This is a genomic window from Ruegeria sp. HKCCD6428, assembly GCF_013110595.1.
GTDB lineage: Bacteria > Pseudomonadota > Alphaproteobacteria > Rhodobacterales > Rhodobacteraceae > Ruegeria.
The window spans coordinates 244,843-259,978 of the sequence record NZ_WVQX01000001.1 but is presented as its reverse complement, the minus strand read 5'-3'; the positions used below and the strand labels follow the sequence as shown (position 1 = coordinate 259,978).

At 58.3% G+C, this 15,136-nt stretch carries 17 protein-coding genes; 11 read left to right on the top strand and 6 right to left on the bottom strand.

Annotated elements, in window-relative coordinates:
- The first annotated feature begins 63 nt into the window (after positions 1-63).
- Positions 64-486, top strand: coding sequence for a helix-turn-helix domain-containing protein (locus GS620_RS01265; protein ID WP_171613681.1), 423 nt, complete (start codon positions 64-66; stop codon positions 484-486).
- On the opposite strand, the gene GS620_RS01260 is transcribed toward GS620_RS01265, so the two are convergent.
- Positions 487-906 (bottom strand): HIT family protein, encoded by a 420-nt coding sequence (locus tag GS620_RS01260; RefSeq protein WP_171170655.1) that lies wholly within the window; start codon positions 904-906, stop codon positions 487-489. It abuts the gene before it with no gap.
- A gap of 305 nt (positions 907-1,211) precedes the next feature.
- On the opposite strand from GS620_RS01260, the gene ctaD reads away from it, so the two are divergent.
- From ctaD to GS620_RS01245, 3 genes are all read left to right on the top strand, one after another.
- The gene (gene ctaD, locus GS620_RS01255; RefSeq protein WP_170346621.1) at positions 1,212-2,870 is read left to right on the top strand and encodes a cytochrome c oxidase subunit I; all 1,659 of its coding nucleotides are present in this window, start codon (positions 1,212-1,214) and stop codon (positions 2,868-2,870) included.
- A gap of 124 nt (positions 2,871-2,994) precedes the next feature.
- Positions 2,995-3,594: a 2-hydroxychromene-2-carboxylate isomerase gene (locus tag GS620_RS01250; RefSeq protein ID WP_171613679.1), complete on the top strand. Its 600-nt coding sequence runs from the start codon at positions 2,995-2,997 to the stop codon at positions 3,592-3,594.
- A 44-nt stretch (positions 3,595-3,638) separates the two neighbouring features.
- On the top strand, positions 3,639-4,130 hold the full coding sequence (locus GS620_RS01245; protein ID WP_171119599.1) for a DUF2244 domain-containing protein: 492 nt from the start codon (positions 3,639-3,641) through the stop codon (positions 4,128-4,130).
- Positions 4,131-4,148: 18 nt separating this feature from the next.
- On the opposite strand, the gene GS620_RS01240 is transcribed toward GS620_RS01245, so the two are convergent.
- Positions 4,149-4,634, bottom strand: coding sequence for a GatB/YqeY domain-containing protein (locus tag GS620_RS01240; protein WP_152457635.1), 486 nt, complete (start codon positions 4,632-4,634; stop codon positions 4,149-4,151).
- 183 nt (positions 4,635-4,817) lie between these two features.
- Here GS620_RS01240 and carA point away from each other — a divergent pair, with 183 nt between their 5' ends.
- The gene (gene carA, locus GS620_RS01235; protein ID WP_171170651.1) at positions 4,818-5,984 is read left to right on the top strand and encodes a glutamine-hydrolyzing carbamoyl-phosphate synthase small subunit; all 1,167 of its coding nucleotides are present in this window, start codon (positions 4,818-4,820) and stop codon (positions 5,982-5,984) included.
- A gap of 81 nt (positions 5,985-6,065) precedes the next feature.
- A complete protein-coding gene (locus GS620_RS01230) occupies positions 6,066-7,943 on the top strand; it encodes a glycosyltransferase (protein WP_171613677.1) in 1,878 nt (625 codons plus the stop codon).
- Between the two features lie 3 nt (positions 7,944-7,946).
- On the opposite strand, the gene GS620_RS01225 is transcribed toward GS620_RS01230, so the two are convergent.
- Positions 7,947-8,594: a GntR family transcriptional regulator gene (locus tag GS620_RS01225; RefSeq protein ID WP_171613675.1), complete on the bottom strand. Its 648-nt coding sequence runs from the start codon at positions 8,592-8,594 to the stop codon at positions 7,947-7,949.
- A gap of 100 nt (positions 8,595-8,694) precedes the next feature.
- On the opposite strand from GS620_RS01225, the gene GS620_RS01220 reads away from it, so the two are divergent.
- The 3 genes from GS620_RS01220 (at position 8,695) to GS620_RS01210 (ending at position 10,944) form a co-directional block, all read left to right on the top strand.
- Positions 8,695-9,339 (top strand): pyrimidine 5'-nucleotidase, encoded by a 645-nt coding sequence (locus GS620_RS01220; RefSeq protein WP_171613673.1) that lies wholly within the window; start codon positions 8,695-8,697, stop codon positions 9,337-9,339.
- Between the two features lie 85 nt (positions 9,340-9,424).
- Positions 9,425-9,673: a hypothetical protein gene (locus GS620_RS01215; protein WP_171119594.1), complete on the top strand. Its 249-nt coding sequence runs from the start codon at positions 9,425-9,427 to the stop codon at positions 9,671-9,673.
- A gap of 74 nt (positions 9,674-9,747) precedes the next feature.
- Positions 9,748-10,944: a UbiH/UbiF family hydroxylase gene (locus GS620_RS01210; protein ID WP_171119593.1), complete on the top strand. Its 1,197-nt coding sequence runs from the start codon at positions 9,748-9,750 to the stop codon at positions 10,942-10,944.
- Positions 10,945-10,956: 12 nt separating this feature from the next.
- Here GS620_RS01210 and GS620_RS01205 read toward each other — a convergent pair whose 3' ends face one another.
- Positions 10,957-12,084, bottom strand: a complete 1,128-nt coding sequence (locus tag GS620_RS01205; RefSeq protein WP_171613671.1) for an aminotransferase class V-fold PLP-dependent enzyme — start codon at positions 12,082-12,084, stop codon at positions 10,957-10,959.
- Between the two features lie 229 nt (positions 12,085-12,313).
- Here GS620_RS01205 and GS620_RS01200 point away from each other — a divergent pair, with 229 nt between their 5' ends.
- Positions 12,314-13,015, top strand: a complete 702-nt coding sequence (locus tag GS620_RS01200; RefSeq protein WP_254705361.1) for a GntR family transcriptional regulator — start codon at positions 12,314-12,316, stop codon at positions 13,013-13,015.
- Positions 13,016-13,021: 6 nt separating this feature from the next.
- Here GS620_RS01200 and GS620_RS01195 read toward each other — a convergent pair whose 3' ends face one another.
- Together GS620_RS01195 and GS620_RS01190 are read right to left on the bottom strand one after the other, a co-directional pair.
- The gene (locus GS620_RS01195; protein ID WP_171613669.1) at positions 13,022-13,480 is read right to left on the bottom strand and encodes an Lrp/AsnC family transcriptional regulator; all 459 of its coding nucleotides are present in this window, start codon (positions 13,478-13,480) and stop codon (positions 13,022-13,024) included.
- The gene (locus tag GS620_RS01190) at positions 13,477-13,932 is read right to left on the bottom strand and encodes an Lrp/AsnC family transcriptional regulator (RefSeq protein WP_171170638.1); all 456 of its coding nucleotides are present in this window, start codon (positions 13,930-13,932) and stop codon (positions 13,477-13,479) included. Before GS620_RS01190 ends, GS620_RS01195 begins: the two co-directional genes overlap by 4 nt.
- A gap of 131 nt (positions 13,933-14,063) precedes the next feature.
- Here GS620_RS01190 and ilvC point away from each other — a divergent pair, with 131 nt between their 5' ends.
- Entirely contained in the window at positions 14,064-15,086 is a 1,023-nt protein-coding gene (ilvC, locus tag GS620_RS01185) for a ketol-acid reductoisomerase (RefSeq protein ID WP_171170636.1), read from the top strand.
- Positions 15,087-15,136 lie beyond the last annotated feature (50 nt).

Here is a 15,136-nt window from a genome sequence, read left to right as displayed (position 1 = left end):
ACGGCTTCCCAGAGCATGTAATTCCTCTAGCCACTAGAGGTTCAAGAGGTCAAAACCGGAAAAATGTATTCGATCGGGGACTTATCGCGCCGAACCGGAGTGAAAATTCCGACAATCCGGTTTTATGAAGACAAAGGCCTGTTCCCCAAGCCAGAGCGAACCGCGGGCAATCAACGCCGCTATGACGCAGCCGCGTTGAAACGGCTGATCTTCATTCGCCATTGCCGTGATCTGGGATTGCCACTGGCTGACGTCGTGGGCCTGCTGTCCCTTGAGGGCGCGTCTGGCAGCGACCTTAACCGGGCGCACGAAATTGCCCAAAAACAACTGGCCGATCTCCGGGACCGAATTGCCCGCCTGCAAAACCTCGAAGCGGAACTGACCCGAATTTCAGCGGCCTGCGACGGGCAGCACGATCATGTCTGTGCCGTGCTGCACGCGTTTCAGGATCATGGCGAATGCATGGGGCCCCATGGCGCCGAATGATCAGGCGAGAGCGGCGCTGATCTTTTTCGCGTGTTCACCGATAAGCTCGAAATCCCCCATCTTGCCCGGCGGGCGCATGGAAACCCCTTCGTGGCGCGGCAGGACGTGGAAATGCAGGTGGAAGACTTCCTGCCCGCCTGCCGCCTCGTTGAATTGCTGAATCGTCACCCCGTCCGCGTCGAATGCGGACTTGACCGCCCGGGCCATCTTCTGCACCGTTTTTATAACCGCCGTCAGTTGCTCGGGCGTGGCATCCAGTACGTTGCGGCATGGTGTTTTGGGGATCACCAAAAGATGCCCGTCCACGCGAGGCATGATATCCATGAAAGCCAGCGTTTCATCATCCTCGTACACGCGCATGCACGGGATTTCTTCGCGCAGGATTTTGGCAAAGATATTGTCGGGGTCGTAATCAGCCATCTCAAACCTCTGGATTGCGGGTGTTGGCACAGTTCTGAGACGCGCGCGGGCGACGGTCAAGGCGGAACTCTGCCAACGCCCATGCCGCATCGACAGTCCGGGCTTGAATTCTCATCCGCCATGCCCAGATACCCCACGTTCAAAGCCGGAAAATCGTGCGGCACCCGCGTGCCCGCGACAATTAATCTTGATCCAGATCAAACTCGGCCATTGAAGGTGCCTTCTTCACATTCTAAAACCAGCAGGAATCCCGCGCGTTGGAGAGGTCCGACTGCGCGGTGCAGTTGCAACAGGAGGCACCTATAATGGCAGACGCAGCCATTCACGGTCACGACCATGAAGATCAGCGCAGCTTTTTCCAGCGCTGGTTCATGTCGACCAACCACAAGGACATCGGGATTCTGTACCTGGTCGTTTCGGCCCTTGCCGGTCTGATCTCGGTGGCGATGACCGTTTACATGCGGCTCGAGCTGATGCACCCGGGCGTTCAGTACATGTGCCTGGAAGGCTTCATGGCCGACCCATGTACCCCCAACGGACACTTGTGGAACGTGATGATCACCTATCACGGTGTTCTGATGATGTTCTTCGTTGTCATCCCTGCCCTGTTCGGCGGATTTGGCAACTATTTCATGCCGTTGCAGATCGGTGCGCCGGACATGGCGTTCCCGCGGATGAACAACCTGTCCTTCTGGCTGTATGTCGCCGGCACCTCGCTGGGTGTTGCCTCGCTGCTCAGCCCGGGTGGGAACGATCAGCTCGGCTCGGGTGTGGGCTGGGTTCTGTATCCGCCGCTGTCGACGACCGAAGGCGGCATGTCCATGGACCTAGCGATTTTTGCCGTGCACGTATCGGGCGCCTCCTCGATCCTCGGCGCGATCAACATGATCACCACCTTCCTGAACATGCGTGCCCCAGGCATGACCCTGTTCAAGGTACCGCTGTTCAGCTGGTCGATCTTCGTCACCTCATGGCTGATTCTGCTGTCGCTGCCGGTTCTGGCAGGCGCGATCACCATGCTGCTGATGGACCGCAACTTTGGCTTCACCTTCTTTGATCCGGCCGGTGGCGGTGACCCGATCCTGTATCAGCACATCCTGTGGTTCTTCGGCCACCCGGAAGTGTACATCGTGATCCTGCCTGGTTTCGGCATCATCAGCCACGTGATCGCCACCTTCTCGCGCAAGCCGATCTTCGGCTATCTGCCGATGGTCTGGGCGATCATCGCAATCGGCGTGCTGGGCTTTGTCGTGTGGGCGCACCACATGTACACCGTCGGCATGTCGCTGCGTCAGCAGGCCTATTTCATGCTGGCCACGATGGTCATCGCGGTTCCGACGGGGGTCAAGGTGTTCTCGTGGATCGCCACCATGTGGGGTGGCTCGATCGAGTTCAAGACACCGATGCTGTTCGCCTTCGGCTTCCTGTTCCTGTTCACCGTCGGCGGTGTGACCGGTGTGGTTCTGTCGCAGGCCGGTGTCGACCGTGCCTATCATGACACCTACTATGTTGTGGCACACTTCCACTACGTGATGTCGCTGGGTGCTGTTTTTGCGATCTTTGCTGGGGTGTACTTCTACTTCAGCAAGATGACGGGCCGTCAGTACTCCGAGTTCTGGGGCAAGGTTCACTTCTGGCTGTTCTTCATCGGCGCCAACCTGACCTTCTTCCCGCAGCACTTCCTGGGCCGTCAGGGCATGCCGCGCCGCTACATCGACTACCCCGAGGCATTCGCCCAGTGGAACTTCGTTTCGTCGATCGGCGCGTTCATCTCGTTCGCCTCGTTCCTGCTGTTCTTCGGGATCGTGTTCTACGCCCTGTTCCGTGGTGCGAAAGAGACACGTCCGAACCCGTGGAACGAATACGCGGATACGCTGGAATGGACCCTGCCGACGCCGCCGCCCGAACACACGTTCGAGCAGCTGCCCAAGCAGGAAGACTGGGACAAAGGCCACGCGCACTGATCCCTATCTGATCCCAAAAAAAACCCCGCCCAAGTGGCGGGGTTTTCGTTTTCCACTTCTGTCGGTTCGCCAAGTGTACCAAAATCCGCTATGATACCCCCACAGAACAGTCGGAGGATCGGCAATGCCGGAAATCGACTTATGGTATTCAATCGGCAGCACTTACAGCTTCCTTACCGTGATGCGGCTGGACGACTGGTGCGCAGAACATGACGCCACCGTTAACTGGCGGCCCTTTAATGTGCGCACGGTCATGTCAGCCCAGCAGAATATCCCGTTCGCCGGAAAACCCGAAAAATCCGCATATATGTGGCGTGATATCGAACGTCGCTGTGCCAAGTATCACATCCACGCCAGCCTGCCCGCACCCTATCCGATTTCCGATCTTGCCCTGGCCAATCAGGTCGCTCTGCTTGGTATGATGGACGGATGGGGCAAGTCATTTACCCAGAACCTATACCGCATCTGGTTCGAGGATGGCGTCGAGGCCGGCAGCGAAAGCGCCCTGTCCGAAGCTTTGCTACGGTGCCAGCAGGATCCTCGCCTGACACTGGCCCGCGCGCGCAGCCCGGATTTCGTCACCGCGCTGGAAGCTGAAACAGACATCGCCGTGAAACTGGGTGTTTTCGGCGCCCCCAGCTTCGTGGTGAGGCAAGAGGTGTTCTGGGGCGACGACCGTTTGGATGACGCCTTGTCCTGGGCGCGTGTGGGCCACGTGGTCTGATCAAAATCCGTCGACATGAGGCGGCACTGCGATATGTTTCCGGTATGCCGTACAAATGGAATCAGACATCCGAGACCGAACAGGAACTGCGCCTCTGGCCGCATAACTCACTGCCGCGACGTGGGGCGATGATTGCCATCCTGTCCGTATTTCTGTTCGGTTTGATCCCATTGTTGGCCGTGCTTGGGTCGGTCGTGTTGTGGGGCCTGTTACCGTTTCTGCTGTTGACGGTGCTTGGGCTTTGGCTGGCGATTCAGGCGAACTATCGCGCGCGCAGTGCGTTTGAGGTTTTCACCTTGTCCGGTTCACAAGCCCGCCTGGTGCATCACACTCCGGGCAAAGACCAACAGGAATGGTCGTGCAATCGCTATTGGGCACGACCTGAAATGTACGAAAGAGGCGGCCCGGTTCCACACTATGTCACGCTCGTCGGAGACGGGCGTGAAGTAGAAATCGGGGCGTTTTTGTCGGAAGATGAGCGCATCACGCTCTATGACGATTTGGCCAGGAAACTGCGCGACCCTGTCGCGCAGTAGGTGTTTCAGCCTGATGTCTCAGCAGTCGCCGTTTGACGCGGCGCAGAGGTGGTCCTTGACCATAGGCCCGACCTTGCCGAAATCCATCTGTCCGGTATAACGGGTTTTCAACTCGCCCATCACCTTGCCCATGTCGCGAATGGAACCGGCACCGGTCGAAGTGATTGCAGCCTGAATCGCCTTTGACACCTCATCATCATCCAACTGTTTGGGCAGAAACTCTTCGATGACGGCGACTTCCTGCATCTCGCGCTCGGCTAGGTCCAGGCGACCACCCTCTTCATAGGCGCGCGCACTTTCCTTGCGTTGCTTGGTCATTTTTCCAAGAATTTCAAGCACCTCTGCATCACCACAGCCTTTGACTTCTTCATTGTCCGAGGCGCGCGCGGCGATGTCGCGGTCCTTGATGGCCGCGTTGATCAACCGCAGTGTCGACAGACGCTCGGCTGCCTTGTCTTTCATTGCTTGCTTCAGGGCGGCATTCACCCGTGATCGCATGTCCATTTGGCTTGTCCATCCCCATGACAACGGAACCCCGAACATATCTAAACAAAAAGCGCGTTACAACCAGGGGCGAACAAGCTTAACCCATTGAAAAATAACGATAGCCCAAAAATTGAACAGACTTGACCCAAGCGCTTAACCCCCTTAGGTATGCGCCGGTTTACCTTGCAGGAGAGTCGCGCCATGGCCCAGAACGCCCCGTCCAAGCCCACCGCATGTCTGGCATTGGCCGACGGAACGCTGTTTTACGGCATCGGTTTCGGTGCAACCGGACAGACCGTGGCAGAACTCTGCTTCAACACAGCGATGACCGGATATCAGGAAATCATGACCGATCCATCCTATGCCGGGCAGATCGTCACCTTTACCTTCCCCCATATCGGCAATGTCGGCGTGAACCCCGAAGATGACGAAACCGCTGATCCGGTTGCCGCTGGCATGGTCGTCAAATGGGATCCGACCCAGCCGTCCAACTGGCGCTCGGTCGAAGAACTCAAGGGCTGGCTTGCCCGCCGTGGTCGCATCGCGATCGGCGGCGTCGATACCCGCCGTCTGACCCGCGCCATTCGTCAGCAGGGCGCGCCGCATGTGGCGCTGGCTCATGATCCCGAGGGCGATTTCGACATCGAAGCACTGGTTGCTGCGGCCCGCGGCTTTGCCGGGCTGGAGGGGATGGACTTGGCCAAGGATGTCACCTGTGCCCAAAGCTACCGCTGGGATGAAATGCGCTGGGCGTGGCCGGAAGGGTACAAGCGGCAAGAGGCCCCCGCCCACAAAGTCGTGGCTGTCGACTATGGAGCAAAGCGCAATATTCTGCGCTGTCTCGCCTCGGCTGGATGTGATGTAACCGTGCTGCCAGCAACGGCAACCGCTGCCGAAGTGCTGGCACATCAGCCGGATGGCGTTTTCCTGTCGAACGGTCCCGGCGACCCGGCCGCAACGGGTGCCTATGCTGTGCCGATGATCAAGGAAATTCTGGACACAACCGATCTGCCCGTCTTTGGTATCTGCCTTGGCCACCAGATGCTGGCGCTGGCGTTAGGCGGTCAGACAGTCAAGATGAACCACGGCCACCACGGCGCGAACCACCCGGTCAAGGATCTGGAAACCGGCAAGGTCGAAATCACGTCGATGAATCACGGTTTTGCTGTGGACGCGCAGTCTTTGCCAGAAGGCGTGGTTGAGACCCACAGATCGCTGTTTGACGGCTCGAACTGCGGGATCCGCATGACTGACAGACCTGTATACTCGGTGCAATACCACCCCGAAGCTTCGCCCGGCCCCCAGGACAGTTTTTACCTGTTCGAACGTTTCGCCGATGCGATGGAAAAGAAAAAAGAGCAGGCATAAACCCTTAAGTTACCAGAGTTAACGGCACATTAACCTTGTTTGATCAACCCTGAGCGCAGGTAACTGTGCCAGGGTTTTTTAATGGTTGAACTTAACCTTCAGGATTTTACAAACGCGTCCCCGATCCCGGCGCCCGGATTTCGCAAACCGCTGGGCACATGCCTGCTGGAAACCGAGGTCATCACGCGCTCGCAACTGGACCATGCGCTGAGCCTGCAGACCAGGCAGAAAGCGCCGCTTGGCGAGATTCTGGTTGGCGAGGGGTATGCCACCAGGCAGGACGTTCTGAAAGCTCTGTCCATGCAGTTCGGGTGGCAGATCGCGGACCTCGAACAAATTCCACCGATGCCCGGATTGTGTGACCTGAAGCCGGTGGACTTCTGGCTTGAGCACAATGTTATCCCTTGGATGCGCATCGGCCCGTTGCTTTTGGTCGCCACTGCCCGGCCCGATCGTTTTGCAACCGTGGCAGCCGAGATGCAGGATTGCGACTATTCCATCCTGCCGGTTCTTGCGGATTCTCATCAGATCGACCGGGTCATTGCACAGCACTTCTCGCGGACACTCGCAAAAGCGGCCGAAACCCGTGTGAACGCGGAACAAAGCTGTCGCAACTGGACCGCCGGGTCCCGGCTCGTATCATCTGCGGCAACGCTGGGTGTGCTGTGTCTTTCTGCCCTGTTCCCCTCGATTGGATTGATGGTTTTGTTGGGCGCGGCCGTAGGCAGTTTGGTTCTTTTTGCAGCCTTTCGGATAATGGGCGCCCTGGCCTGCCTCAGCGACCGCATGAAAAAGCCGACCGAGCCAACAGAGGCGGCGATCGCGCTGCGTCACCCCTGCGTGTCCATCATGGTGCCGTTGTACAAGGAGCGAGAAATCGCGAGTGCTCTGGTGCAACGGCTTCAAAGGCTGACCTATCCCAAAGCGCTGCTGGACGTCATTCTCGTGCTTGAGGCGACGGATGACGTGACGCGCGACGCCCTTGCTCGAGTGGCTCTGCCCAGTTGGATGCGTGTTGTTGAAGTCCCCGAACTGAACGGGTTGACCACCAAACCGCGCGCCATGAATTACGCGCTGGACTTTTGCCACGGTGACATCGTTGGCGTTTGGGATGCCGAAGACGCACCACAGCCGGATCAGATTGAACGTGTGGTTGCGCATTTCACCCAAGCTTCGCCCGAGGTGGTTTGCCTGCAAGGTGTTTTGGATTACTACAACCCCCGCACGAACTGGCGGTCGCGCTGTTTCACCATCGAATACAACAGCTGGTTTCGCGTGATCCTGCCGGGCATCGCACGTATGGGGCTGGTCGTCCCGCTTGGGGGAACGACGTTCTTTTTCCGCCGCGAAAAGCTCTTGGAACTGGGCGGCTGGGACGCTCACAATGTCACCGAAGATGCGGATTTGGGCGTGCGGCTTTGCCGGGCGGGTTACCGGACCGAGATGGTGGACACCGCCACCTTCGAAGAGGCGAATTTCCGTGCCTGGCCGTGGGTGAAGCAACGCTCACGCTGGCTCAAGGGGTTCATGGTCACCTATCTTGTGCACATGCGGGACCCGCGGAAACTGTATGCTGATTTGGGTGCGGCCAAGTTTATCGGCCTACAGGCATTTTTTCTGGGCACTCTGGGTCAGTTCCTGCTGGCCCCTGTTCTATGGATTTTCTGGTTATACGCCCTGGGCATACCCAATCCGATGGAGCAGATCCTGCCGCAGCAGATCACGACGGCGCTGATCTGGCTGTTTCTGGCAACCGAGGCTCTGAACATATGCGTCGGGATCATCGCTGTATCCGCGCGTGAACGGCGGTTTTTGCTGCCGTGGGTCCCGACGATGTGTTTGTATTTCCCTCTGGGGGTGGTTGCCGGCTACAAAGCCCTGTGGGAACTGGCGACAAATCCGTTTTTTTGGGACAAAACCCAACACGGGCAGGCCAGCGAAGACGTTCCGCTGACCTAACGTTCATTTGTCGCGACGACTGGCATCCTGTTTCAGACGTGTCATGAAGGCGACCGAAATATGTTCCTTCAACGCCTGCCCTGCAGCCTCCTCGTCTCGGGCTGCGATGGCATCGACGATTCCCTTATGCTCACTTTGCGCAATCTCACCACGCCCCTGAACTGCCAGCGAAGTGGTCGCCATCAGGGCCATCGTCCGGTGAACCAGATCAAGCTGCTGAACCAGATAGCGGTTGTGTGACGCCAGATGAATCTGTTCGTGAAACCGTCGGTTGGCGCGCGACAAGGCCGTTGGGTCATCGATCAGCTTGTCATCTTCGACGACCATGTCCTGAAGAACCTTGATTTCTTCTTCGGTGGCGTGTTTTGCGGCAAGGCGCGCAGCCAGCCCCTCAAGTTCCCGGCGCACGATGTAAAGCTCGGCCATCTGGTTGTGATCCAGGGATGCGACGATCAACGACCGCCCGTCCCGTTCCAGCAAAGACTGGGTTTCCAACCGTTGCAACGCTTCGCGGATCGGGGTGCGTGACACTCCGAAACGCTCTGCCAGTTCGCTTTCGACCAACCGATCACCGGGCTTATAGACGCCCACATCGATGGCTTCCAGGATAAGGCCGTAGGCGTCCTTGGTCGGGGATCGGGTCTGGCTCATGGGATCGTTTGTCTCCTCGTTCGGACATGTCTAGCCGTGACAGGGGGCGGCGATCAAGTACAGCATTGAAAACCGACCGACTGCGCCCTAAACCCAAGCCATGGTCAAACCTTCGTTTAGTCATGTCACACAATGGGTGTTCGATCTGGACAACACCCTATACCCACCGCATATGCGGCTGTTCGATCAGATAGAAGTTCTGATGACGGATTATGTGGTGCAAGCCATCGGTGTTGACCGGGCCGAGGCCGACCGGCTGCGCGCGCATTACTGGCGGGAATACGGGACCACGCTGGCCGGGTTGATGGCCGAACATGATCTGGACCCCGACCCCTACCTGCACGCGGTACATCAGGTTGACATGAGCCACATGGACCCGGATGCGGAACTGGCCGATCATATCCGCGCCCTTCCCGGCCGGCGGATCGTCTACACCAACGGCAGCGCGCCCTATGCGGAACGGGTCCTTGAGGCACTCGGTCTGACAGGCCTGTTCGACGCGATATACGGTGTTGAACATGCAGGGTACCGACCAAAACCCGAAAAAGCCGCGTTCGAAGCGGTTTTTGAAAAGGACGGCCTTCAGACCGAAATAGCGGCCATATTCGAAGATGAACCACGCAATCTCGCGGCCCCACACGAGATGGGAATGCGCACGGTTCATGTTTCTCCCGACCCGCATGAAGCCGATCACATCCACCATCACACGGACGATCTGACCGCGTTTCTGGCGCGCCTGCGATAGGCTGTCACAGTGCGACGATCTGCACGTTCTGCACACCCATCTGCGTCCTTATATGCGCTGCAGCGACGAACAGATGGAGACCCCGATGAGCGTGATTGAGATGCCGCTGCGCCTGCCGATCTGGCAGCGCCTTTTCTTCGCAATTCCCGTCTTTGGATGGCTGGCGCGCGACGCTGTCAACGCCAAGGCAGAAGACTTGTATTACACCGCCGCTGCGATTTTCAGCATGTGGGGCTGTTCCATAATGTTGTTCGGCCTTCCCGGCCTCTACATCCCTGCCCTTATGATGGTGCCGCTGATGTTTCTTATCCTCATCCTGATTTCACGGGGCTGAAATACGGGACAGGATGTCGCTTGGCACTCGGGGCAGATCCGAACTAGGTTCTGCCCAGAATGATGAGAGGCGCCATGTCCGACAGCTGTGACATCCTGATTTCCGGTGGCGGGATCGCCGGTATGACCGCTGCGGCGGTATTCGGAACGGCAGGTTTTGAAGTGATCTGCGTTGATCCGAGCCCTCCAATCACCGAGCGGGACGTGGACGGGTCAGACCTGCGTACGACGGCTTTCTTGCAGCCTGCGCGCGGCCTGCTGGAACAATGCGGTCTGTGGGCAAGACTGGATGCACAGGCGGCTCCGTTGCAAGTCATGCGGATCGTTGACGCCGGGGGCGACTTGCCCGAGCCACGCGTCGTCCGCGACTTCAACGCGGCCGACATCTCCGAACAACCTTTCGGCTGGAACCTGCCCAACTGGCTGTTGCGCCGTGAAATGGTGGCACGACTGGCCGAGTTGCCAAATGTCGATTTCCGTCCCGGCACCGCGACCACCAGCCTGTTTACCCGAACCGCCGAGGCCCGCGTGAGCCTGAGTGATGGCAGCCGCGTCCGGTGCAAGCTTGTGCTTGCTGCCGATGGTCGCAACTCGCCAATGCGCGAAGCAGCCGGCATCAAGGTGCACACAACACGATATGGGCAGAAGGCGCTGGCATTTGCGGTGACGCACCCCATTCCACACGAGAATGTTTCGACCGAAATTCACAGATCCGGGGGGCCGTTCACGCTGGTGCCTCTGCCGGACTGGAACGGGCAGCCCTCGTCCGCCATCGTCTGGATGGAACGCGGACCGAAGGCCGTTGAACTCCTGAACCTGGAACCCGAGGCATTCGAGGCCGCCATGACCTCTCGGTCCTGCGGGTTGTTCGGCCCGCTGAAACTGGCATCCCGCAGAACGATCTGGCCCATCATCAGCCAATCGGCGGAACGGCTGGCGGGTGAACGCATCGCGCTGATGGCCGAGGCGGCGCATGTGGTGCCTCCCATCGGGGCACAAGGATTGAACATGTCTCTGGGCGACCTGCGTTGCCTGCTGGATTTGGCACAGGCCCGGCCCGAAGGTCTGGGAGACGAGCAGATGCTGGGTGCCTATCACAAGGCCCGTCACACCGAGATCGAGATGCGCGTCAAAGGCATTGATCTGCTGAACCGCGCCTCGATGATTGAGACGCGGCCGCTGCGAGATGCACGGGCGATGGGGCTGAGCGCGCTCTATTCCCTGCCACCAGTGCGCAAGACTTTGATGCAGATGGGCCTTGGCGTTCGCTAAGGCCCGGTCCGCTTACAGAACCTGATCCAGCACCCGTTTCAAACGCGCGATGGTGCCGTCCACGTCGTACAGCTTGTCAAGCCCGAACAGACCCAACCGGAACGTGCTGAACCCTTCGGGCTCATCACATTGCAACGGAACACCCGCGGCAATCTGCATGCCAAGTGCCGCAAATTTCTTGCCGTTCTGGATTTCGGGATCCGAGGTGTAGCTGACCACAACTCCGGGCGCGCCGAAACCGTCGGCCGCAACCGAAACGACACCCTTGTCCTTGAGCATCGATCGCACACCGTCACCCAGCGCCCACTGCGCCGCACGCAACTTTTCGAACCCGTATTCACGAGTCTCTGCCATGGTGTCGCGGAAGGCCAGCAACGCATCGGTCGGCATCGTGGCGTGGTAGGCGTGGCCGCCGTTTTCATAGGCTTGCATGATCTGCCGCCATTTCTTCAGATCAAGGGCGAAACTGTCGGAACTGGTCTGCTCCAGACGTGCCTCTCCGCGTTCAGACAACATGACCAGACCGGCACATGGCGAGGCGCTCCACCCTTTCTGCGGCGCCGAGATCAGAACATCGACACCGGTGGCTTTCATGTCCACCCAGGCGCAACCCGACGCAATGCAATCCAACACCATCAACGCACCCGCCTCATGCGCCGCGCTTGCCAGCGCGGTCACATAGTCATCCGACAGAATAACCCCCGCCGACGTTTCAACATGCGGAGCAAAAACAACACCGGGCTTTTGTTCGCGAATCGCGGCGACGACCTCTTCGATCGGAGCAGGCGCAAAAGGCGATGGGCTGGAATTGCCGGTCTCGCGCGCCTTCATGACCGTGGTCGAGTTGTTCAGAGACCCGCTTTCAATGATCTGGCTCCACCGGTACGAGAACCATCCATTGCGAACCACCAGCACATCTGCGCCGCGCGCGAACTGTCGGGCGACCGCTTCCATGGCATAGGTTCCACCGCCGGGAATAACGGCGACGCCATCTGCGTTGTACACGCCCTTCAACATATCCGAAATGTCGCGCATCACCTGCTGAAACTTCTGCGACATATGGTTCAGCGAGCGGTCGGTAAATACGACCGAGAATTCTTCGAGCCCGTTCGGGTCAACGGTTTCCAGCAAGCCTGGCATCGCGCATCCTTTCCAAAGCGTTTTCGAAGTCTTGTCCGCTTTGTCAGTTCGGGTAAAGCCCTTTCGCGGCAAAATTTGACCCAACGTAAAGCTTAACAAACACTTAATTTTTTTCGCTTAAATTCGTGAAAGCACGAAAATGACGCCAACCAGTGTCACTTCCCCTTTACACTTCTACTTGCTTCTGAACAGATGCGCACACTTTATACTTGAAGGGATAGATTCACCCGTGACGATACAAAAGCGGATCAGCTTCCAGTTCGTTCGAGACGAAGTAAAACGACGCATTGAAAGCCGTGTCTGGCCACAAGGATCGCTTTTGCCGACGGAGACCCAGCTGGCAGAGGAGTTCAATTGCGCCCGGGCCACTGTGAACAGAGCCTTGAGAGAACTGGCCGACCAGGGCTTTGTCGAGCGCAAACGCAAGAGCGGCACACGTGTCAAGAAAGAGCCCAGCAAACACGCCAAACTCGAATTGTCACTGGCGCGGCAAGTGGTCGAAAGCCAGAATGCAAACTATCGTTATGCGCTTGTTGAAAGGAATGTCGTCACCAGCCCAGGATGGCTTTCCTCGCAGATCAACGTGGCACCGGATGCGCGTGTTCTACATGTAATCTGTATGCACTATGCGGACAATCGGCCCTTCCAGATGGAAGAACGATGGATCAACATCGAGGCCGTACCTGATGTGGAGGACGCGGACTTGTTCGAACAGGGGCCACATGAATGGCTGTTGACGGCCGCACCTTTCACCGATGCCGAGGTCGCTTTCTGTGCCATTTCCGCAGATGCGCGACTGGCAGAATTCATGGGCACCACGGCGGGAACATCCATGATTCAAATGGAGCGCACCACCTGGAAAGAAGACAGGCCGCTTACCTTTGCGCGTATGACGCATCATCCGGGCTATTGCATCCGCACCAAGTACTGACTCTGTTCAGCCGATGGGACCGGGCAGACGTTCTTCGCTCAGCAGAACGTTGGCCTCGACGTCGCCTGCACCTGGCAGAGTCATGATCCGGCGCCGCAAAACACGTTCGAAATCGGCCAGGTCCCGGGCCACGACACGCAGTCGATAATCATACAGCCCCAGCACATGCTCGACGGTCTGCACCTCGGGAACGCCACTGACAGCGCGCTCAAAATCTTCAAGACTGACTTGGCCCTTGCGCCCCAGCTTGATGCCCAGAAAGACTGTCACACCGAATCCCAGCGCCTCGGCATTCAGACGCAGCCGACGGCCCTTGATTATTCCTGCCTCTTCCAGCCGGCGAATGCGACGCCAGGTGGCGGGTTGGGATAACCCGAACCTGCGCCCCAATGCTCCGGCACTTTGCGTGGCATCCTGTTGCAGCGCGCGAAGAAGACGGCGATCAATCTCATCCAGCTCGATCATACCGGCAGCACCTCGTCCCGCTTGACCCGCGCGATGTGCATAAGGGCTTCGATATCAGCAATATGCGGCAGGGTCAGAATCCGGTCGCGATAAAGCTGCTGATAGTGCTTCATGTCTCTTGCAATGACGGAAAGACGAACATCGACACGACCCAGAAAGGTCTGGATTTCGATCACCTCTGCCACGTCACGCGCCGCCTGCGTGAAATCGTCGAAAGCTCGGGCCTGCGTCTTGTCGAGCGTGATCCGAAGCGAAACCTCGACGGCATATCCCATCGCGGCCCAGTCTATCACGGCCTCCTGCCCTTCGATGATCCCTGCGGCGTGCATCTTCTCGATTCGTCGCCAGCAGACGCCCGCGCTGATCCGGCAAAGATCGGCCAGTTCCGCTGTTGTCAGGCTCGGGTCTGCTTGAAAGTGGCGCAGAATACGCCGATCAATATCATCAAGCATGATTTTTTCACATTCTCCGATTAGCGCGAATTATTCTTCATCTTTTTCGCAAATACTCAAGCCCAGCCCTATCGCCATTGCGCGAACAGGCAGATACAACCGCCACAATCAAACCAGAAAGGACCGGCGAAATGCGCGTCTATTACGATCGCGATTGCGATATCAACCTGATCAAAGACAAGAAAGTGGCCATCCTGGGCTATGGCTCGCAAGGTCACGCGCACGCGCTGAACCTGCGCGATTCAGGCGCGAAGAACCTGGTCATCGCGCTGCGCGAAGGTTCGCCTTCGGCCAAGAAAGCCGAAGCCGAGGGCCTGGAAGTCATGGGCATCGCCGAGGCGGCCGCCTGGTGTGACGTGATCATGTTCACCATGCCCGACGAGCTTCAGGCCGAAACCTACAAAAAATACGTCCACGACAACATCAAGCCGGGTGCCGCGATTGCATTCGCCCACGGCCTGAACGTCCATTTCGGCCTGATCGAGCCGAAAGAAGGCGTCGACGTCATCATGATGGCCCCCAAGGGCCCCGGCCACACCGTACGCGGCGAATACACCAAAGGCGGCGGCGTGCCCTGCCTGGTCGCTGTCCACAACGATGCAACCGGCAAGGCGCTGGAAATCGGCCTGTCCTACTGCTCGGCCATCGGTGGCGGCCGCTCGGGCATCATCGAAACTAACTTCCGGGAAGAATGTGAAACCGACCTGTTCGGCGAACAGGCGGTTCTGTGCGGCGGTCTGGTCGAACTGATCCGCTGCGGCTTTGAAACTCTGGTCGAAGCCGGTTACGCCCCTGAAATGGCCTATTTCGAGTGTCTGCACGAAGTGAAGCTGATCGTTGACCTGATCTATGAAGGCGGCATCGCCAACATGGATTATTCGATCTCGAACACCGCCGAATACGGCCAGTACGTCACCGGGCCGCGTATCCTGAAATACGACGAGACCAAAGCACGCATGAAAGAGGTTCTGAACGACATCCAGCAGGGTAAATTCGTTCGTGACTTTATGCTGGAAAACGCCGTTGGCCAGCCGACCATCAAAGCGGCGCGCCGTGCCAATGACGAGCACATGATCGAAGAAACCGGCGCCAAGCTGCGCGGCATGATGCCGTGGATCTCGGCCGGAAAGATGGTCGACAAAGAAAAGAACTAAGAAGAGCGGAAGCCTGTCACAGGGCGGCCCGCGTGGCCGCCCTTTTCGTT

Excerpts from the sequence above, each read along its gene's own strand:
- GS620_RS01220 (WP_171613673.1), top strand. The coding sequence starts at position 8,695 with ATGGTCAAACCTTCGTTTAGTCATGTCACACAATGGGTGTTCGATCTG.
- carA (WP_171170651.1), top strand. The coding sequence starts at position 4,818 with ATGGCCCAGAACGCCCCGTCCAAGCCCACCGCATGTCTGGCATTGGCC.
- GS620_RS01225 (WP_171613675.1), bottom strand. The coding sequence starts at position 8,594 with ATGAGCCAGACCCGATCCCCGACCAAGGACGCCTACGGCCTTATCCTG.
- GS620_RS01190 (WP_171170638.1), bottom strand. The coding sequence starts at position 13,932 with ATGCTTGATGATATTGATCGGCGTATTCTGCGCCACTTTCAAGCAGAC.
- ctaD (WP_170346621.1), top strand. The coding sequence starts at position 1,212 with ATGGCAGACGCAGCCATTCACGGTCACGACCATGAAGATCAGCGCAGC.
- GS620_RS01195 (WP_171613669.1), bottom strand. The coding sequence starts at position 13,480 with ATGATCGAGCTGGATGAGATTGATCGCCGTCTTCTTCGCGCGCTGCAA.
- GS620_RS01245 (WP_171119599.1), top strand. The coding sequence starts at position 3,639 with ATGCCGTACAAATGGAATCAGACATCCGAGACCGAACAGGAACTGCGC.
- GS620_RS01205 (WP_171613671.1), bottom strand. The coding sequence starts at position 12,084 with ATGCCAGGCTTGCTGGAAACCGTTGACCCGAACGGGCTCGAAGAATTC.
- GS620_RS01250 (WP_171613679.1), top strand. The coding sequence starts at position 2,995 with ATGCCGGAAATCGACTTATGGTATTCAATCGGCAGCACTTACAGCTTC.
- GS620_RS01210 (WP_171119593.1), top strand. The coding sequence starts at position 9,748 with ATGTCCGACAGCTGTGACATCCTGATTTCCGGTGGCGGGATCGCCGGT.
- GS620_RS01215 (WP_171119594.1), top strand. The coding sequence starts at position 9,425 with ATGAGCGTGATTGAGATGCCGCTGCGCCTGCCGATCTGGCAGCGCCTT.
- GS620_RS01260 (WP_171170655.1), bottom strand. The coding sequence starts at position 906 with ATGGCTGATTACGACCCCGACAATATCTTTGCCAAAATCCTGCGCGAA.
- GS620_RS01230 (WP_171613677.1), top strand. The coding sequence starts at position 6,066 with ATGGTTGAACTTAACCTTCAGGATTTTACAAACGCGTCCCCGATCCCG.
- GS620_RS01265 (WP_171613681.1), top strand. The coding sequence starts at position 64 with ATGTATTCGATCGGGGACTTATCGCGCCGAACCGGAGTGAAAATTCCG.
- GS620_RS01240 (WP_152457635.1), bottom strand. The coding sequence starts at position 4,634 with ATGGACATGCGATCACGGGTGAATGCCGCCCTGAAGCAAGCAATGAAA.
- ilvC (WP_171170636.1), top strand. The coding sequence starts at position 14,064 with ATGCGCGTCTATTACGATCGCGATTGCGATATCAACCTGATCAAAGAC.